The organism is Deinococcus misasensis DSM 22328 (assembly GCF_000745915.1).
Lineage (GTDB): Bacteria > Deinococcota > Deinococci > Deinococcales > Deinococcaceae > Deinococcus_C > Deinococcus_C misasensis.
Map to the genome: position 1 here is coordinate 1 of NZ_JQKG01000012.1, position 18,229 is coordinate 18,229.

Annotated in this window: 18 protein-coding genes; 8 read left to right on the top strand and 10 right to left on the bottom strand. The window is 55.9% G+C overall.

All coding sequences use genetic code 11. The annotated features are described in order from the left end of the window. Positions 1–233 (top strand): hypothetical protein (locus Q371_RS27710; protein WP_034339357.1); only part of this gene is annotated, 233 nt, incomplete at its 5' end. Between the two features lie 65 nt (positions 234–298). Here Q371_RS27710 and Q371_RS09325 read toward each other — a convergent pair. From Q371_RS09325 to Q371_RS09335, 3 genes are all read right to left on the bottom strand, one after another. After that, positions 299–682: a transposase gene (locus tag Q371_RS09325; protein ID WP_342668504.1), complete on the bottom strand. Its 384-nt coding sequence runs from the start codon at positions 680–682 to the stop codon at positions 299–301. After that, complete coding sequence (locus Q371_RS09330) at positions 679–1,200, bottom strand: helix-turn-helix domain-containing protein (protein ID WP_051963881.1); 522 nt, start codon at positions 1,198–1,200, stop codon at positions 679–681. Before Q371_RS09330 ends, Q371_RS09325 begins: the two co-directional genes overlap by 4 nt. Before the next feature lie 118 nt (positions 1,201–1,318). After that, positions 1,319–3,337 carry a HEAT repeat domain-containing protein gene (locus tag Q371_RS09335; RefSeq protein ID WP_157442615.1) on the bottom strand — a complete coding sequence of 673 codons (2,019 nt, stop codon included), beginning with the start codon at positions 3,335–3,337 and terminating at the stop codon, positions 1,319–1,321. 460 nt (positions 3,338–3,797) lie between these two features. Between Q371_RS09335 and Q371_RS09345 the strand changes: the two genes are divergently transcribed. The 5 genes from Q371_RS09345 (at position 3,798) to Q371_RS09365 (ending at position 9,860) form a co-directional block, all read left to right on the top strand. Next, a complete protein-coding gene (locus Q371_RS09345; RefSeq protein ID WP_034339366.1) occupies positions 3,798–4,823 on the top strand; it encodes a LacI family DNA-binding transcriptional regulator in 1,026 nt (341 codons plus the stop codon). Positions 4,824–5,043: 220 nt separating this feature from the next. After that, positions 5,044–6,309: an ABC transporter substrate-binding protein gene (locus Q371_RS09350; protein WP_034339369.1), complete on the top strand. Its 1,266-nt coding sequence runs from the start codon at positions 5,044–5,046 to the stop codon at positions 6,307–6,309. Between the two features lie 202 nt (positions 6,310–6,511). Then, complete coding sequence (locus Q371_RS09355) at positions 6,512–7,438, top strand: carbohydrate ABC transporter permease (RefSeq protein ID WP_084571367.1); 927 nt, start codon at positions 6,512–6,514, stop codon at positions 7,436–7,438. A gap of 10 nt (positions 7,439–7,448) precedes the next feature. Further along, entirely contained in the window at positions 7,449–8,333 is an 885-nt protein-coding gene (locus tag Q371_RS09360) for a carbohydrate ABC transporter permease (RefSeq protein WP_034339372.1), read from the top strand. An 84-nt stretch (positions 8,334–8,417) separates the two neighbouring features. Next, complete coding sequence (locus tag Q371_RS09365; protein WP_051963893.1) at positions 8,418–9,860, top strand: glycoside hydrolase family 32 protein; 1,443 nt, start codon at positions 8,418–8,420, stop codon at positions 9,858–9,860. Positions 9,861–10,034: 174 nt separating this feature from the next. Here Q371_RS09365 and Q371_RS09370 read toward each other — a convergent pair whose 3' ends face one another. The 7 genes from Q371_RS09370 to Q371_RS26445 all read right to left on the bottom strand — a co-directional run bounded on the left by Q371_RS09370 (position 10,035) and on the right by Q371_RS26445 (position 17,143). Beyond that, the gene (locus Q371_RS09370; RefSeq protein ID WP_245618303.1) at positions 10,035–10,814 is read right to left on the bottom strand and encodes an alpha/beta fold hydrolase; all 780 of its coding nucleotides are present in this window, start codon (positions 10,812–10,814) and stop codon (positions 10,035–10,037) included. Between the two features lie 134 nt (positions 10,815–10,948). Then, entirely contained in the window at positions 10,949–11,524 is a 576-nt protein-coding gene (locus Q371_RS09375) for a TetR/AcrR family transcriptional regulator (protein ID WP_034339374.1), read from the bottom strand. A gap of 107 nt (positions 11,525–11,631) precedes the next feature. Further along, the gene (locus Q371_RS09380) at positions 11,632–12,078 is read right to left on the bottom strand and encodes a PaaI family thioesterase (protein ID WP_034339377.1); all 447 of its coding nucleotides are present in this window, start codon (positions 12,076–12,078) and stop codon (positions 11,632–11,634) included. A gap of 68 nt (positions 12,079–12,146) precedes the next feature. Next, on the bottom strand, positions 12,147–12,983 hold the full coding sequence (locus tag Q371_RS09385) for a hypothetical protein (protein ID WP_034339380.1): 837 nt from the start codon (positions 12,981–12,983) through the stop codon (positions 12,147–12,149). 253 nt (positions 12,984–13,236) lie between these two features. After that, positions 13,237–14,241: a tyrosine-type recombinase/integrase gene (locus Q371_RS09390; RefSeq protein ID WP_034339383.1), complete on the bottom strand. Its 1,005-nt coding sequence runs from the start codon at positions 14,239–14,241 to the stop codon at positions 13,237–13,239. Between the two features lie 66 nt (positions 14,242–14,307). Continuing rightward, entirely contained in the window at positions 14,308–15,429 is a 1,122-nt protein-coding gene (locus Q371_RS09395; protein WP_034339386.1) for a hypothetical protein, read from the bottom strand. Positions 15,430–15,481: 52 nt separating this feature from the next. Further along, on the bottom strand, positions 15,482–17,143 hold the full coding sequence (locus Q371_RS26445) for a M23 family metallopeptidase (RefSeq protein WP_084571368.1): 1,662 nt from the start codon (positions 17,141–17,143) through the stop codon (positions 15,482–15,484). A gap of 97 nt (positions 17,144–17,240) precedes the next feature. On the opposite strand from Q371_RS26445, the gene Q371_RS09405 reads away from it, so the two are divergent. Beyond that, a complete protein-coding gene (locus tag Q371_RS09405) occupies positions 17,241–17,861 on the top strand; it encodes a hypothetical protein (RefSeq protein WP_034339390.1) in 621 nt (206 codons plus the stop codon). 168 nt (positions 17,862–18,029) lie between these two features. Beyond that, positions 18,030–18,197 carry a hypothetical protein gene (locus tag Q371_RS26920; RefSeq protein ID WP_157442616.1) on the top strand — a complete coding sequence of 56 codons (168 nt, stop codon included), beginning with the start codon at positions 18,030–18,032 and terminating at the stop codon, positions 18,195–18,197. Positions 18,198–18,229: the final 32 nt, after the last annotated feature.

Consider the following 18,229-nt stretch of genomic DNA (forward strand, 5'->3'; position numbering starts at 1 on the left):
TGTGGGAGGTTGTCGAGCAGGTAAGGTGCAGTGTGGTGCTGACTGAGAGGATGGGTGGAAAAGAAGCGTTCGACGCGTCTGAGCTTGGACGTGTTTTGAGCCTCTCCGGGGAGACGGTCAGCAATACTCTGCTGGATGACATGTTTTCCCTCCAGGAGGGCTTGGAGCACCTGACCGAGGGTATGGAGGTGATTTTTTCGATAGGGAAAGTGTTCCCTGAGGGCAGCAGTTAGGGTATGCTGGTTTTTGCCAGACGGACAGTGTTTCATAGCAGATTTACTGTACCAGTCTGGCTTTTTTACGCCTCAATCAAACTGTCGGGTACTGAGCGCAGGTACAACCCCTGCTTTTCCCAATCTTCACGTCGTTTTGCCAGCTCCCCACCTTTGTGGAACGGCGCATTGTCCAGCACCACCACAGTAAGCCCTTTTGGATCGCAGCTGTCGGCCAGTGTTTGCAGATAAGCCACCACCTGATCTCGGGTGCATTGCCCTTCCAACAACCGATATTCCAGTTGCTCCCCTGTTCCAGAGAGGCTGAGGGTCCCCAGCACATTGATCCGCCCGTCTGATCCCCACCGGGTGGGAATCTTGAACTGCTTGCCTCGACCTTTGACAAACCAGCTGCTGACTACACTCAACATCAATCCCAGGCCGGTTTCATCCAGGTACTTCAGGGTCAGTTTCCCGTCTCTAGCCCCTTTTTCAAGGTTTCCAGCGAAGCCTCATGCTGGGAAACCACCTTTGGATCTGCCTGTTTCATGGGGCTGTAACGGCCCCTTTTCCAGCGATACCCCAGGTCATGCAATTTGGTGCGGATTGCTTCACGCTTGATCAGCACCCCAAATTGTTTTTCGATGGCTTCGCTGAGCAAGGTGCAATTCCACAGCCGTTCTTCTTTCAGCTTCTCGTGCATGAATTCTTCGATCTGGGCGGTAAATAGCGTAGGTTTTCCTTTGGCTTTGCCATCAGCAAGGCCTCTGAGACCGTCCTGCTGGTAACGCAGCAAGTCTTGTCGGACCGCTTCTATGCTGCGGTCAAAGTGTTCTGCAAGTTCAGCGATGGTCCAGCCCTGGTGACTGAGCCTGAGGATACGGGCTCTGAGCCGAACTTTTTCGCTGAACTTGGGGGTAAGTTCAATACGTTTGAGGCCCTGGTCTTCCTCGGGGGTCAGGTGGACCAGTCGAAGCGGCTTGCTCATGACCTGATTTTATCCATTTTTTTATCTGGGAGGTACTTAGAGCCTGCGAAGTCACAAGTGCCCGAGGGATGAAGAACGTGTCTGAGAAGCTGTCACAGGTCTGAAGTGCGGTCCGTCTTCAGGCCAGCAAACGTTCCAAGTCCTTCCGCAAACGCTCTTCATGCCAAATGGGCACCCAAAGCACCATCCGGGGCTTCTGGTTCTTTAGAGTCCGAAGTTCGTGCTGAAAGTTGGACAGGTCTGGGATTTCACCCAGAATCTGCAAAGCCTCCTCATGGGCACACCAGACCTGAAGGCCAGCCAGCAAACACTCCTTCATCCACACTGCATCATGGGTGATTTCCCACAAGGTCTCCAGCGTATGCTTGTGCCAGAACCATTTCGCCACCCGAGGTGGTTTCAGCCAGGTGACGGGATTGGCAGGCAACGCCCCCATCTCATGCAAGGTTTTCATCACCAGCATCAAGATTTGCAACACGTTTGAAGCCCATACCCACTCGGTTTCCTCAAGCGCAGCACTCAGGAACAGCAACAGAATCGGCTGGGCTGTTTCAGCGTCCCCTGTCCATTTCCACCAGAGGACTGCGGCGTGGGCCTGCACCACCACCCATTCATGGTCCATCAAATTGCGGAGGGCATCCAGAGTGGTTGGTGTGCTGAACTCCAGGCTTTGCAACTCGCGCAGCAGGTTTTCGGGCTGGTCCAGCAGGTGTTCCAAAAGCAGGTCCACCCGAGCTTCAGTGAGGGTTCCGGTCTTTTTCAGCACCTGCAAGGCGGTGAGATGGAGGGTGGGATCAAGGGTCCTCAGCACATCTTCTGGCAACCCCTCCTCCGTGAAACCCAGTCCCCGAATCAGGGGTTGCCGGATGTGTGTGCTCTGGTGGTACAGGGGAATGTCTGAGAGGCGTGCTTTCAATTCCTCATCGTTCAGGCGCAGCAACCGTACAAAATGGTCATGAATTTCAGGGTACAGTCCTCCCGTCCGTTCCATGGTGTCCACAGCGGCTTCCATTTCTTCCCAGTGGTCAGACAGGGCAAACCGCACGATGTGGGGGCGCACTTCAGGGTCCAGTTGCCCAAGGCACATCAGGGCATAACAGCGCACCCGCACTTCCGAATCCAGCAGGGCCTCCCAGAGCACCTCCTTCAAGGGTTGAGCAAGTGGACCCATGATGCAGGCCAAACTGCTTGCCCAAATCCGCACCTGAGCTTCAGGATCCTTCAAGCCTGCGGTGACCAGCTCACAAGCTTCTCCTTCAACGTCACGAAACCCTTCCACCCTGCGCCTCATGTTCCGAAAGGCATGCTCGCGCAGCCACACACTGGGGTTTTGAATCATCACCTGAAACCACACCTGAGCCAACTCTGGATCTTCTTCCAGAGTCTGCAAGATCAGGCGGTCCAACGGGCCTTGTTCCACCCATTCCTCTTCATAAGGCCTGCATGCTGTTTCGAAGTCTTCCAGCATCTTGGGAATCACCGTGAAGTCACGGTCCACGTAACGCACCGTGAGAAAGCAGGACACCAGACGGACCGCTGCGTCCTCTGTGGAGTTGTGACAATGTGGAAGCAGGTTGAGGATCTTTTTGGCTTCCTCGGGAATGTTTTTGCTGTTCTCTTTCAAGAGGAGTTCGAGGGTGGCAGTGAGGCAACTGGCTTTCACACCTGCGTCCGGGTCTTGGGTCAGGGCTTCGTGCAGCACCCCCAGAGCAAAGGCTGTGCATCCGGGAAGGTGCACCAGAATCAGGTGGAGGTCACGCCTGACCTCGGGGTCCGGGTCGTGCAGCATCAGCTGCTGCACCAGAAGCAAAGCTGCCGTGACTTTTTCCCGCACTTGATCCCCAAACTCTGGAGGATCGGACGCTCCGAGGATCAACGATCTCAGCAACCACACGATTTTCTTGCGGTCCTGGACCTGTGGGTCCTGCAAGATGTCCAGCAGGTGGGGAACCGCATGTGGGGTGGCACTGTACACGGTGCCCCGGTCCTCCAAACATGCATTCAGTTCACTCCATGCGTCATCGCGGATGTCGGCCTCTGGGGACCGGAGGTTGGTGAGCCATTTGGGGATGTCTGAGGCCACTCCATACGCGTGATGAAGTTCATTCCAAGGGGTGTTCATCCATTTTGAATCCATGGTCTGTCATTTTACTGGGTTCAGCAGAAGCCCGGTCAACGGGCTTCTCTGCTTTTCGCTGAGTTTCTCGATCCTCAGAAGAAGCCACATGTCAGTGGGGCCAACAGGGAACAGCAACCCAAGCAATGGGCTGACCCTCAGGGTTTCAGTCCCAGCATCAGGGTGATCAGGATGTCCAGAGCACAGGTGACCCCCAGGGTGAAAGCGGTGGGCCGGGGTCCCAAACGCCAGCACGTGAAAATCCACCCCGAGGAGATCCGCGTCTCCCACCCCTGAGTACAACACGTGTGGGGGTTTCGGCCATGGTTGTCACCAGGCATCATGTGAGTGTTTTTTGTTGTGTGGCATTGGAAGTTTTTACTTCAATGGGGTTGTGTTTCACCTGCTCCAAGCTTCCCTCTTGAAGTTGACATCCTGATTTCTTTGATATACTCTTGAGAAAACGTTATCTGGAGGAGCCATGAAAACCATTGTTCGCCTTGCTGATGTGGCTCGCCACGCTGGGGTGTCCATCCCCACCGTCAGCCGCATCCTCAATGGGGTGCAGACGGTCGCCCCTGAACTCAAAGAAAAGGTCATGAAATCCGTGGAGGAGCTCGGGTACCAGCCCAACCGCATGGCCAAAAGCCTGCGCGAGCAACGCACTGGGATTCTGGCCCACCTGACCGCTGGACTGAATGCGAACTTCCACGCCACCCTCGCCAGAGGGGTGCAGGACGCGGCGTTCGATCTGGGTTACACCATGATTCTGGGCTCCAACCACCACATGGAGGGAGACAAGGACCAGCAGACCTACGCCAAACTCTTTGACAGTTACCGGGTGGATGGCATGGTGGTGGTGCCATCGAGCACCGTCGACCCTTACCTGGAAACCCTGTCGTCCCGGATACCCATTGTTGAAGTGGACCGCACGGTGGGAGAATACAGTCGCCATGCCGTGCTCCTCAACAACACCGAAGTGATGGGGGAGGCTGTGCGCCACCTGCTTTCACTGGGTCACCGCAACATTGCTCTCCTGTACGGCATTGAACTGGTCAGCACCGAAGTCGAGCGCTACCAGGGTTTCCTGCGCACCATGAAAGAAGGGGGCGTGCCCGTGGACCCCAAGTTCCTGATCAGTGAAGATTTCACTGAAGAAGGCGGACACCGTGCCTTCCAGCGTCTGGTCGGGAGTGGCCTGCCCGTCACGGCAGTGATTGTCACCACCAACGAGATGCTGGCCGGGGTGGTGGTGGCAGCCCGAGACCTGGGCGTTCGCATCCCAGATGACATTTCTTTGATCGGCATGGACGATGAACGTTGGGTGCGCATGATGGTTCCTGCCCTCACCGTGATGGCCCAGCCCCCGTACGAGATGGGTTATGAAGCTTGCCGTCTGCTGATCCAGTGTGTGGAAGGCCAGAATGGTGTGGTGCCCAGGGTGCATCGCATGTCCGGCAAACTGATCGTGCGTGATTCGACAGGCCCACCGAGGTTTGATGGATGAGTCCTGAAATTTCTGGACTCGGTATTTTGAGATAACGTTTTCTTGTGCTAAAATCAGGACACCAGACCCAAGCCCATCGTCACAAAACCCCATAAATACCTTTCGAACTGCCTTCTGACGTGCGATCCGGGGGCGGATGGAGGCGCACACATGTAGCCAGCCCTGCTTCTCTTGAGATAACGATTTCTTGCCCCTTCTCTGTTCAACCCCGGAGGAAACCATGAAAAAACTGTCCATTGCCCTGCTCACCGCCACCCTTGCCCTCAGTGCTGCCCACGCCAAACAGATCACCGTCTGGGTGATTGATGGCGATTCCGAACGCCCCTACTTCCTGCAACTGCAAGACGCCTTCAACAAAGCCAACGAGAAAAAAGGCCTCACCGCCAAGATCGTCCCGGTCCCCAGCATCAACGACGCCATCCAGTCCGGCTTCCTGAGCGGCAAACTCCCCGATGTCTTCATGCTGGACGGCCCCAACATGGCCAACTACGCCTGGTCCGGCCAGCTGGCACCGCTGGACAGCTATTTCAGCAAGGGCACCCTCTCAGACATCCTGCCTGCCATCAAAGACCAAGGCACCTACAGCCCAGACGGCAAACTCTATGCCATGAGTCCCTACGATTCCTCTGTGCTGCTCTGGGGGAACAAAAAATATTTGCAAGAAGCAGGCGTGCGCATTCCCAAAAACCTCAAGGACGCCTGGACCCTGAAAGAGTTTGAAGACGCCCTGCAGAAACTCTCCAAAGTCAAAGGGGTCACCTGGCCCCTCGACCTCAAACTCAACTACACCGGCGAATGGCTCAGTTACGGATTCTCTCCTTTCTTGCAGGCCTGTGGAGCCGACCTGATCAACCGCAAAACCTGGAAGGCCACCGGAACCATCAACAGTGACGCTGCCGTGGACATCCTGGAGCACCTGCAAAGCTGGGCCAAAAACAAGTGGGTGGTTCCCGCCAGTGCCGGAGACAACCGCTTCTACGGAGACAAGACCGCCGCTCTGGTGTGGGTCGGCAACTGGATGTGGCGTGCCCACAAAGAAGGCCTGAAAGATGACCTCGTGCTGATCCCTGCCCCCAAATTCTGTGGCAACAAGCAGGTTTCACCCAACGGAGGCTGGAGTTACGCCATCCCCAAAGTCAGTCCCAACAAGGCCGAGGCAGGAGCCTTCATTGACTTCGCCATGTCCAGCAAACAGGTGGCCCTGTACTCCGACACCACCGGATACGTGCCTGCCCGCAAATCTGCCATCCGTCTGAGCAAACTGTACGGCAAAGGCGGAGAGGGAGCCATCATGGCCGAACAGTCTGCAAAGATTGCAGTGGTCCGTCCCGTGCACCCCGCATATCCAGTGATCTCCAAATCCTTCGGGGACGCCGTGCTGAACATCCTCAACGGAGCCAACATCAAATCTGAACTCGACAAGGCCGCCAAAGCCATCGATCAGGACATTGCAGCCAACAAAGGCTACCCCCCCTTCAACAAGTAAATCCACACCCCGGCCAGGGGTGAACCCCTTTCCCACCCCTGGCCAGATCTTGATGCCTCAAACCCCATGAAATGGTGAAAGGGTGCCCTCTGGGGCCACACAAGACACCACCCCACATGCCCACCTCAAGGGCAAAACAGCGCAAAACCCATTGCACGGTGCAGGTGTGTTTCGCGCAGACAAAAACAAGGGGACCCAAGACATGCAAAACCAACCCAAACTTGCTTCCCAGACCGGAACGAAAACCCGGCGAAGCTCCCACACAACACAAGAATGGCTGGACGAACTGCTGCTGATTGCCCCTGCAAGCATCCTGCTTTTCACCTTTCTGATCCTGCCCTTTTTCATGGCCGGTTACTTGTCTTTCACGGATGAACGGCTGGTGCCCCGCCCCATCCCCACCGAATTTGTTGGCCTGCAAAATTACATCGCTGTGATGAAAGACCCCGAGTTCTGGCAGGCGTTCCGCAACACCGCCTGGTTTGCCCTGCTGGTGGTGCCTTTCCAGTGCGCCATCTCGCTGGCCTGTGCGCTTTTGCTGAACAGCGAGTTGCCCTTCCGTTCCCTTTTTCGCAGCGTGAGCCTGCTTCCTCTGGTCACCCCCATGACCGTGATCGCCGTGATCTGGGCCGCCCTGTACCGCATCCCCGATGGGTTCATGAACAACATCCTGCACCTCTTTGGCATGGAGGGCTACATCGACTGGCTGGGAGATTCGAAGTTCGCCATGCCCGCCATTGTGCTGCTCTCGGCCTGGGCCACTTTTCCCTTCCAGATGCTGATCTTCCTGGCAGGTCTGCAGGACATCCCCATGGAACGCTATGAGGCGGCAAAAATCGACGGGGCAGGTCCATGGCAGATGTTCCGTTATGTGACCCTGCCCGGCCTTCGCAACACCAACATCTTCATTCTGATCATCACCACCCTGCAGGCCTTCAAACTCTTCACCCAGGTGGACATCCTCACCCATGGCGGACCGCTGGGATCCACCAACACGCTGGTCCGGTACATGGTGCAGGAAGGCTACACCGCGCAACAAGTCGGTTATGCCTCTGCGGTTGCGGTGGTCTTTGTGATTCTGGTGGGGGCTTTCGCCATCCTGCAGCGCGTGCTGCTGAAAAACGAGTAAAGGAGCAGCCATGAACGACAAAGCGATCCTCAAACCCAAAACTGCCAGGGTCCGCCTCCCTTTCAATGTCCATAAGGCTTTGCGCACCTTTGCAGCCGTGGTGGTCTTGCTGTGCGTGCTGATTCCGCTTTCCATGATGGTGACCGTCAGCCTCAACCCCAGTGAGGAGAACATCCTCATCAACATGGGCACCATCCACGCCTTCATTCCACAGGTGGTGTCCCTGCAGAACTACAAGGAAGTGCTCCAGGACCCCTATCAACCTTTCCTCCGCTACCTGTTCAACACGTTGCTGGTGGTGTTTTGCACGGTGGGGACAGGCATCTTCATCAACTCCGCTGCTGCTTTTGCCCTCGCCTGGGGGAACGGGGGATACCGCAAGATCTACCTGATGATCATCATTGCTGTCTTCGTGATCCCTGGAGAGGCCCTGACCATTCCCTTGCTCCTGGTGGTGTCCAAACTGGGCTGGATCGACAGTTATCAGGTGCAAATTGTGCCATTCATTGCCAGCACCTTCTCGATTTTCCTGTTTTACCAGTTCTTCTCCAAACTGCCGCAGGAGATCATCGAGGCGGCCCGCATGGATGGGGCGAGACTCTTCCAGATTTACTTCAGGATTGCCTTCCCGCTCAGCACCCCGGTCATCGCCACTGTGTCCATTCTGGGATTCTTGGATGCTTGGAACAGTTACCTTTGGCCCCTGATGGTCACCCGTGGCACCGAATTCCGTCCTCTGGGCGTGGCGATGGCCGCTTTCTTTGGCACCCAGCAGGCTTACTGGGGCAACATCATGGCCTTCGCGGTCTTGATGACCCTCCCGATCATCATCGTGTTTCTGGTGTTCCAGAAGTACTTTGTGGCCTCGGTGGTGGGCAGTGGCGTCAAAGGATGATCCATTTTCAACTGACCGGTGCAGCCGTCCACTTTCCACCCTCCAGAACGCCTTTCTTGCTGACCTGCCCTCCAGAGGATGCCCATGAACTTTGATCCCTCCACTTTGACCGTGCACCCTTACGCCCCTCACCATCGTCCTGAATTGCATTTTGCGCCCGAGAAGAACTGGATCAATGACCCCAACGGCCTGATTTTCATGAACGGCCAGTACCACCTGTTTTTTCAACACAACCCCTTCGGAACCGACTGGGGACACATGAGCTGGGGTCACGCCGTCTCCAGAGACCTGCTGCACTGGAAAGAACTTCCCGTGGCCCTGCCCGAAGACGATGAAGCCATGATCTTCTCAGGTTGCTGCGTGCTGGATTTTCAGAACACCTCTGGGCTGGGCACCCTGGAGCATCCTCCACTGATTGCCCTCTACACCGCGCACCACGATCAAACCGGCCTGCAAACCCAGAACCTGGCTTACTCTCTGGACGAAGGCCAGAATTGGGCCAAGTACGGGGTGGTGCTCGATGAGGGCATCCGGGATTTCCGCGACCCCAAGGTGTTCTGGCATGAAAGCACACAGCGCTGGATCATGGCTGTGGTCCTCGCCGAGCACCGGCAAGTGGCGCTTTACGCTTCTCTGGACCTGAAAAGCTGGGAGAAACAGAGCACCTTCGGACCTGCAGGCCACACCGGAGGCATCTGGGAAGTCCCGGAGTTGCTGGAACTCCAGGACGATGCTGGACAATCCCACTGGGTTGTGAAAGTGGATTTGAACCCCGGAGGTCCGCAAGGCGGATCAGGCTGCCAGTACTTCGTGGGACAGTTCGACGGCCAGACCTTCACCCCCACCCAGAAAGCCAGGTGGCTGGATTACGGCAAGGACTTTTATGCCGCCATCACCTTCGCCAACCTGGAAGGCCGCACCGTGTGGTTGGCCTGGATGAACAACTGGCAGTACGCCCGCACCCACACCACCGGTCAGTACAGCGGCAACATGTCCCTGCCCAGAGAACTGTACCTCCTCAACACCTCCGAAGGTTTGGTTCTGGCCCAGACGCCCATCCGGGAACTGGATGGCCTGTGGGAACCCATTGAGGTGCCCTCCGAAACCCAGCTGAGGGCCGTGCAGCACAAGGACCTGCTGGCCTTGAAGAAAGCTGTGCTGGACCTCCACGTGCAAATGAACTCCACGGATCAAAGCGTCTATGGTCTTGTCCTGCACTGTGCTGGGCAGTTGGAGTGGGCGCTGGAATTCGACCATCTGAACCACACCCTCACCTTGACCCGCCAGGGCACTGTGGACGAGGAGGGCTTCCAGGGGCAACACACCGCTCCCATGGTGTCCATGGGAGTTCAGGATGTGCGCCTGATCCTGGACCACTCCTCTCTGGAGGTTTTTGTGGATGGGGGGAAACTGGTGTTCACCGAAATGTTCTTCCCTCAGGAGGGCGAAAGCAGGCTGTCCGTGTACGCTCGCTCTGGCAATGTGAGTGTCCACGTTCTGCATGCACGCACCCCTCCACTGGTCTGAGGGGTGCACCTGCTTCGGCAGGTTTTTTCCCATTGAGCCGTCCTTCGGCTTTACGGAAATGGCATCCGTGTGGATTTGCAGATCCGTTAGGTTCAACCCGCAGATGAGGTTTGCTGGCACGACGGATTCATGGAGAAAGCCTGTACAGTGCAGAGGATGCTTGGGCTGTCATGTTCAGTTGTGCTCTAGGGTTTTCAGGGCTTCCAGGATGAGGCCAGCAACGTCCTGAGGGCGACTCAGGGCCACAGCGTGGGAAGCAGCGACTTCCATGATTTTGGCATGGATGCGCTGGGCTGCGGCCCTTTGGGCATCAGGGTTGATGGCGTTGTCTTCAATTGCCACCAAGAACCAGGAGGGGAGTTTTTTCCAGGCGGGTTCAACCTGCAGTTTCTCACCGAAGGCAGAGGCCACCACTGGACGCTGGGTGAGCTTCAGGACATCGGTCATGGTGGTGGGCAGATCTGCACCGAAGACCTCATGGTAACGGTCAGGCTGGATGTAGAACTCCAGCATTTCAGCCTGTCCATTGGGGAACGTCAGGCCTTGCAGTGCAGAGTTGATCAGGGGCTCTTTGAAGCCTGCGAGGCTGTCCTGAATGCTCTGTCCTTGATCGAGACCAAAAGAGGCCACATACACAAGACCTTTGACATTGGGAGCTTTGTTTCCAGCCACAGTGATCACCGGACCCCCGTAAGAGTGTCCTACCAGCAACACTGGACCTGCGATTTGTTTTGCAATGCTGGCGACGTAGTCACCATCGGACTGTAAGCCTCGGAGGGGATTGGCAATGGCCTGGGCCTTGATTCCGGATTTCTGCAACTGCTCGATCACCAGATTCCAACTGGACCCATCTGCAAATGCCCCGTGCACCAGCAGAACTGTGGGGGGGTGCTGGGCAAAGGCAGGAACACTGGAGAGGAGCAGGGCAGTGAGCATGTGGATGGCTTTTTTCATGATGTTTCTCCTTGAAGCAGGACGAGAATGATGGGCACAAGGCCACTGGGCTTTATCTACCTACATGTAGGTAGATTTTCAACACACTATCCCACCACAGCAGAAGACCAAAACCACAAGGAACCAGGGAAGGGTCAGACCAACATGAGGTGAATGGCCCGGCGTCCAATCTGCTCAAAACGGCCCATGTCAGCATAGGAACGGGAGAGCAGCATGCCTCCTTCAAGGGTGGCCAGAAAAACTTCCGCAGCGTGATCGGGTGAGCCAGAGGACTTCAGTTGACCTTTCATCATGCCATCTTGGATGACTTTTGTGAGCCAGTCTTGATTGAGCTGAAAAAAAGCCTCCACCTCTGCCTTGATGCTCTCTGGAAGGGTGTTCAGCTCTCCTGCCAGAACAGCACACAGGCAAATGCGACCATCTTCATGCACCACATTGCGGTATCCCACCAGATAGCTTTCGAGGAGGGCTGGCGCTGGGATGTCCTGGGCCTGAAGGTGCGAGAGCAAATGTTGCAACCTTTGGCGGTATCGGCGCACCAGTGCCACCCCAAGATCGATCTTGCCAGGAAAATGGTAGTGAATGCTGGCATTCTTGATGCCGAGGGTCTGGCTGATGTTGGCGTAACTGAAGCCATTGAAGCCACGTTCCTGCACCAAATGCTGGGCGACATCCAGAATTCGGTTGTAGGTGTCGGCTTTCTCTGACATACAGAGAGTGTATACCTACTCATAGGTAGGTGTCAAGATCTGCTGTAGGTTGAGGTCATTCCCTTTTTGTGATCTTCAAGATGTAAAATCCGCTTCCATCCCCAGAGTCACCGCCGGATGACCTGACAGGTGCACCGGGCAAGGCAGGTTTCTTTTCCACGTTCATCCCTGAGCACGATGTTCCAGACCAGGGTGGTGCGTCCACGGTAGGTGAGGGTGGCTTCTGCGGTGACCTCGCCTGCGGTGACGCCCCGGATGTGGGTGGCGTTGATGTCCACCCCGACGGCCACCTGTGTGCTGACATCGAGGTTCAACCATGAGCCGACACTGGCGAGTTCTTCGGCCAGAGCGATGCTGGCTCCGCCGTGCAGCCTGCCTGCGGGTTGCCGGTTCCCTTCCACGGGCATGGTGGCCAGGATGCGCCCGGGGGTGGCGTGGGTGATCTGGATGCCCAGTTTGCTTCCGAGGGTGCCGGGAATGCCGTTGAGTTTTGAGGCCAGTTCCTCTGGGCTGAGGGACTGGATCTCTTGAGGGGTGGGGAAGGTGAGGGTCATGGAGACCATTTTATAGGCTGAAGCCACCCGAGCTCAAAACAAGGCCGGGTGGCTGGTGGATGTTCGGTTCAGCCGTGGTGTTCCAGCAGGTCTTCCAGTTGACGCTTGCGGTCTTCGAAGTTGTAGGGGTTGGCCGGGTCGTTGAGGCGCATGTGGCGGCTCAGGAACACCCGGTGCTGGGAGGTGTAGGCTTTCAGCCAGCCGAACATGGCCCGCTGGTCGCTGTCGTCGCCGGATTCCCCGAGTTCAAGGCTGGCACTGCGCACCGCACTCTGGGCTTCTGCGGCGAGTTCCAGAGCATGACGAACAGTGGTGCCACTGCGGTTCAGGTAGGTGGCCACCTCTGAAAGCACCGCATAATTCTGGGCCATGGTGTTGAGTTTTTCCTGCCCGAGTCTGGGGTTCAGTTCCTGGTGCCAAGTGTAGCGGCCTTCGAGGTTGCGCAGTTCACGGGCGTGTTGCTCAATGCGGACTTGATCGGCATCAGCGATGGCCTGAATCAGCTGGGCTTTCACGCGGGTGCGTTGAATCACCGTGGAGAGCACATCATCAGGCTGCAAGGGGTAGATTTCTTGCCGAGGTTCAGGTTTGGGCTCTGGACGGCTCTCACCCACATGGTAGTCTCCGTGCTCCAGAAGGGTGGGAGGAGCACTCTGGGTGGGCAGGGTGGCGTAGAAGTGGTCCATCAGGTCATCGAGTTCATCCGGCTCTGAGAACGCCGGGATGACAGGTGCAGCAGGGATGGGCTCCGGTTTGCTGGTGGGGACGGATGGGACATTCAGGTTGAGGTGCAGTCCGATGATGTCATGGGCAAGGTGCAGCAACTCCCGGGCGAGCTCGGGGTCCTGTTTTGCCCGGTCAAAAAGGGCGCGGATGGATTGGAGGGATTGATCCTGGTCAGGCATTTGGTCACCATTATGCAACGTTTGGAGCCGTTTTGTTGCTGATTGCTCAGGAAATTCGTTCAGGACACTCTTTTTTACCGGGTTCAAGTCGGCAACATGCCGTCGAAATGAGGATTCGATTGTCCAGAGCGCATTTCTTCAGGGTGACATCCAGTGTCGCGAACCGTTCAAAAAGCCGCCTTCTAAAATCGCTTTTAAGCCCCCTCCAATTCAAAACAGGTATCAGAAGACCCGGGAAAAATCACCGGGTTTTTCACCAGCCGGAGAGTTCATCTTTCAGGTCATCGGCGGCCGGTTTGGCATATTTGCGGGTGGTGTCCACCGAAGCATGCCCGAGGTGGTTGGCCACCCGTGAGAGGTCTTTGACCTGTTCCATCAAACGGGTCCCGGCGTACTTGCGGAAAGCGTGAAACCCCCGGAAGCGCACCCCGGCCTGCAAGGCCACCTTGTCGATGTGGTAATGGGCGGTTTCTCTGGTGCCAAATGTGAAAAGCTGACCCTCGGGTCTGCCTCCAAGTTCCCGGCGGTATTCCCTTAAGGCTTGCAGCAGGGAAGAGGACAGGGCGATGGTGCGGGCTTTGCGGCCTTTGCCCTGATTCACCCGTAAGCGTTTACGGGATTCATCAAGGTCCTCCCATTCCACCGCCAGAGCTTCACTGATCCGCAAACCTCCGTGTGAAAGCAGAAAAATCAGAACTTTCATGGTGGCATCTGCATGCTCCAGAAAAGCCTCAACCTCCTCATCACCGTAAGGGGCATTCTTTTCCAGACTGTGGGTGTTGTCTTTGGGAAGCCGCACATCCTGAAAAGGATCTGCTTCAGTGGCCCCAGCCCAACGCAAAGCCTTGTACAAGGTGCGAACGGCAGCCACTCTGGAACGCACGGTATCGATGCTGAGGGTTTTGGGCTTTCTGGGGGGCTTGGTGGCTTTGGGGTTGATCGCAGGGGTCACCAGAAGCGCATTCACCCAGAGTTGTGGATCATCCCGCTTGGGGTTCAGCAAATTCCAGGCGTTCTGGGTGGCGTATTCCACGAACTGGCGGATGCCGGTGTGGTAACTGCGGATGGTGTGGGTGCTGGTGAGGATCTTGTTCTGGGCGTACAGGGTCAGGTACCCGAGCACAATCTCCCACAGGCCATCAAAGTTTTTTTCGGCACATGCCCGAACAGCTTTTTTGCGTTTGTCGTCGTCGGTGAGGTTGGTGAGGTGACGGGCCTGTTCAAGTTGGCCCCGGTACACTTCGAGTTCAAAGGTCATGGTGAGACCATCATAGCATTTTTACGATAAGGATAGTTATCGTAGATGGGTTTGATCGGGGTTACATCACCCCTGATCAAACCCCGCTCTTAAGCGAGACCAGATTTCTTCCTCGGTGTGAAACAGCCCGAGTTGCAGAAGCAATTGCGGCACATTGCCCCACTTGTAGAGGTCGAGCAAGATCCGGTGGGCTTCAGGCTCTGGTTGCCACTCAATCAAATCCGGAACCCATTCAGCAATCCCGGTACGGTTGGCCAGATCCACCAGCACATCAATGGCTTTGCCCGTGTCATTGAAACAAACCTGTTTGCCATGTGGCGAAACGGAAGACAGGCATTTGATCACCAGCATTTCAATGGCCTCATCCATGTGAGACTCAAAGCCTGTGCCCAACTCGTGGGATCCATCCTCCAAAAACCATTTTTCCAGAACCCTTTCTTCCAGAGTGAAATGGACTGTCAAATTGTGAAAAATGAGCTCCATGACATCGGACTGCCAGCGCTTCAGCACTTGCATCTCGTCATCTGTCTCTGTCAAATCGGCAACCTTCCAACCTTTGCTCCAGAGGCATGCAAAGTCATGAATGGACATGGTTTTTTGTTGATAAGGATAGAGGTAGGCAAACTCCAGCAAATGCCTTTCATCCGGGTCACGGATCCAGGTGAGCATTTCCGGGATCTCTTCGATCTGTGGTGCACGGAGAAGCATGTTTGCAGCGAAAAATTCCCGGTCCACATGCGGGTGTTGTTGCAGACGCCGTAGGTCATTCACTTCGAAGGCACCCACCAACACCCCGAGCAGTTCATAAATGCCTCGCAGTTCCGCAGTGATGTGGGGTTCGAGAGCTTCAAAATGGGCAGACATCATGGCTTTGAAAGCTTCAGGGTCAGGGTATTCATTTGCCAGTTGTTTCTTCCTGAAAGGATCAGACGAATAAAGCATCTCGTCGATTTCGTGAGCACAATACAGCAAATACAACAAGGCTTGTCTGGCGATATGGGCATCTCCGTGCTGCACTGCAACACACAAAAATGGAATGCCCTGTTGAAAATCCACCCGGGCGTACTCCCACAACAGGTTCCACAGGTCCATGTGCTCTGGGTCTTGTGAGTCAAACAGAATCCGACTCGGGTTTTTCCCATCCCATACAAAAGGGATCTCCCAAGGCAGTGAAAATGAAAGGTTCATCCTGCCTGCATTGTACCGTGTGCCTGAATGTTCAGTGCGAGAAATCAACGCTTTATGGCAACTTCAAGCCATACACGTTCCGGTCCTTGGCATTCAAGTACGCCAGATTCTTGCCATCTGGTGAAAGGGTCCACTGGTCGTAACTGATTTTCCCCGAGAGCTTCACCAGAGGCTGCATTTGCTTTTGCCCGACATTCCAGCGGTACACAGTGTGCCTATCCGGTGTGGTTTTCAGGGGCACCAGCAGCAAGGTGCTCGGGTCCTTCCAGCGGTAAGACCCAAAACCCGGAACGGGCTGTTTCTCACCCTGAGCATTCACCACAAAAAGGCCATTCTTGCGGTCCTTGTTGAAGGCCAGAAAGTAAGCCACCCATTTCCCTGAAGGAGAAATGCTCACCCCACGGATGTTGAGGGCCGTCTCCAGCTTTCGGGTCTGGCCTGACTTCAAATCCAGCGTGTACAGCACCCGACTGTCCGAAGTGCGACTGGATTTCCCCAGCAACAACAAGGTGTTCTGGTCCAGGAAACCCTGAGCTCCACCCCCATACAGGGTGGTCAGCGTGCGAGGCTGCTGCCCAAAAGCCGAAATCCTCACCCGGGTCTGGCGTTCATCAAAATTCCCGGTGCTCTGGGTTTCATTCCACACAAAACGCGACTCATCCGGAGACCACAGCACATTCGACACCTCCGAGGAAAGGTTCACCACCTTCCCATCCGACAGGCGTTTGATGCGGGTGCCTGAACTTGTGGCCGGAAGCACCTGATGCCTGAGAGACGGCGAATAAAACCCCAGAGGCAAAGCAGGCACAGGCTTCTTCTGCGGACCTGCCACATACCACCCCACAGGACTCTGGGCATTCGGACGGTCAATGAACAAGACCTGCTTGCTGTCCGGCGTGAACACCGGAAGCACACAACACCCCCCCGAGGTGATCCGGGTGTCTTTCTCTGGCCACACCACACTTGCAGGCTGGTAACCCACAAAATTCCCCCCCTGAGGGGTGTTCTGCACCCGGTCGGGCGGCCAACTGAGTGCAAACGCATTCAAAAGGCCCCCTCCCCTTCTGGCATCTGGCTGATCCTCAGGGTGCTGCCACTTCCGCACGTTTGCCAGGTCACGCTGAAAGCCTCTGGAGAATCCCCCCTGCACAAACAAGGTGTCCCAATCGGCCTTGATGTAAGGAATGGGGTTGAAAAACCGCACATGGCTGGAATCCCGGATCTCCAGATGCAAATGCGGCGCACCCCGGCAGGTGAACTGGCTGTCCCCACTCAGGCCCACCACCTGCCCACGCTTCACCCGGGTCCCCACCTTCAGATCCGAACGCCTCAGCAGGTGCCCATACAAACTCGACAAACCGTTCCCATGGTCAATCACCAGATTGTGCGGAGGTGAGCCGTGCGATCCATCCACCTCCTGCACCACCCCATCCCCAATCGCCACCACCGGTGTCCCACACGCCGCCGAAAAATCCAGACCAAAATGAATCCCCTGCCCTGCCCGGTACGTGGAATTCCTCTGGCGGTACGCCCCCGTGGTGTTCCCATACACCTGCCCGAGCAACCAGGTGTCCGGACCCGGCGGGTCCCTGAACGGCAAACCAAACTGCTCCTTCGGCTCAGGCAAACGGCTGTCAGGAATGGGACTTCCGGTGTGCGCAAAACCCGTCGCACCCACAGCAAGAAACACCAGCAAAAACAAAGGACGCATCATGATCAACATTGTGCAACTCTGGCTGAGGACCACATGATGAACGGACTCGGGTTGGTGTGCTGGTCTGCAATTGCAAACAGGTTATCATCCACAGAAGTTGCAAAAACGCATTGTCATTGGAGCCATGGTCATCTTCGGGGTGCTCTGGGTGCAATTTGGGTTTATTCCACAAGCCCAAACTCCAGCACAGCCCCAGCGCACCGTGGTTCCCAAAATCACCCGTGGTTTGCCTCCCCCTGAAGTGCTCAAAGAGGTCAGGCATTGGCGTGAACAGATGCAAGCCACCCAATGGTACATCTGGACAGAAGGGCAACAGGATTCACCCTCGGTCACACTCATCATCGAACTGGAAAACAGCCCTTTGCTGCCCACCCCGGTTGTGCTGGACAAAGTGGGATCAGACACCGCCAAGAGCGGACAAAGCGAACTGGACAGGGCCTTGGGCAAGATTCTACTAGCCCCCGTTCCAGATGTGTCAAGCACCCTTGCGAGCATCAAACAAGTGTGGAAGGGCGACATCTCCCTGTGTCTCTCTTCTGTCCCCAGCAAAGTCACCTTTGATTCTTTCCTTCGGGATGCACATGTGTGGGTGTACCACACCGTCAACTGGTACACGCGTGCGCCGACAGACAGATGGCATGCCAGTGCAAAAGTTCGGGCCACACGGTCCATTCCCAACCAGAGCAAGGCTCCTGTACCGGGAGTTTGTGTCCAGTGAGGTCATCTTTTGGGTTTCAATTTGAATGTAGATCAGAATCCATGATATGTGAATGATTTTTGTTGTACTTTTTTTGTGAAATAAATATCTTTTTGAATTGTTCTGTCCATTTGTGTTATACTGTCAAGCATCCGGCCCACCCGAGGCCTGTTTCCCAAGGAGCACAACATGCAACCAAAAGACAAAACAATTGACCTGATGACCTTCATCATCATGCTGGGTCTGGCAGGTGCCCTGTTCGGCAGCCTGTTCGAGTGGTACTGGGCTCTGGCCCTTGGGCCTGTGCTGGTGATCATGGGCTTTGCCGGGATTGGAAACATCGAAAAACAGAAGTGATGGTTTTCTGACAGCGCTTGCCCGGCAGAGGT

Excerpts from the sequence above, each read along its gene's own strand:
- Q371_RS09330 (WP_051963881.1), bottom strand. The coding sequence starts at position 1,200 with ATGAGCAAGCCGCTTCGACTGGTCCACCTGACCCCCGAGGAAGACCAG.
- Q371_RS09350 (WP_034339369.1), top strand. The coding sequence starts at position 5,044 with ATGAAAAAACTGTCCATTGCCCTGCTCACCGCCACCCTTGCCCTCAGT.
- Q371_RS09370 (WP_245618303.1), bottom strand. The coding sequence starts at position 10,814 with ATGAAAAAAGCCATCCACATGCTCACTGCCCTGCTCCTCTCCAGTGTT.
- Q371_RS09385 (WP_034339380.1), bottom strand. The coding sequence starts at position 12,983 with ATGCCTGACCAGGATCAATCCCTCCAATCCATCCGCGCCCTTTTTGAC.
- Q371_RS09375 (WP_034339374.1), bottom strand. The coding sequence starts at position 11,524 with ATGTCAGAGAAAGCCGACACCTACAACCGAATTCTGGATGTCGCCCAG.
- Q371_RS09355 (WP_084571367.1), top strand. The coding sequence starts at position 6,512 with ATGCAAAACCAACCCAAACTTGCTTCCCAGACCGGAACGAAAACCCGG.
- Q371_RS09335 (WP_157442615.1), bottom strand. The coding sequence starts at position 3,337 with ATGGATTCAAAATGGATGAACACCCCTTGGAATGAACTTCATCACGCG.
- Q371_RS26920 (WP_157442616.1), top strand. The coding sequence starts at position 18,030 with ATGCAACCAAAAGACAAAACAATTGACCTGATGACCTTCATCATCATG.
- Q371_RS09365 (WP_051963893.1), top strand. The coding sequence starts at position 8,418 with ATGAACTTTGATCCCTCCACTTTGACCGTGCACCCTTACGCCCCTCAC.
- Q371_RS09360 (WP_034339372.1), top strand. The coding sequence starts at position 7,449 with ATGAACGACAAAGCGATCCTCAAACCCAAAACTGCCAGGGTCCGCCTC.
- Q371_RS09395 (WP_034339386.1), bottom strand. The coding sequence starts at position 15,429 with ATGAACCTTTCATTTTCACTGCCTTGGGAGATCCCTTTTGTATGGGAT.
- Q371_RS09390 (WP_034339383.1), bottom strand. The coding sequence starts at position 14,241 with ATGACCTTTGAACTCGAAGTGTACCGGGGCCAACTTGAACAGGCCCGT.
- Q371_RS09380 (WP_034339377.1), bottom strand. The coding sequence starts at position 12,078 with ATGACCCTCACCTTCCCCACCCCTCAAGAGATCCAGTCCCTCAGCCCA.
- Q371_RS26445 (WP_084571368.1), bottom strand. The coding sequence starts at position 17,143 with ATGATGCGTCCTTTGTTTTTGCTGGTGTTTCTTGCTGTGGGTGCGACG.
- Q371_RS09345 (WP_034339366.1), top strand. The coding sequence starts at position 3,798 with ATGAAAACCATTGTTCGCCTTGCTGATGTGGCTCGCCACGCTGGGGTG.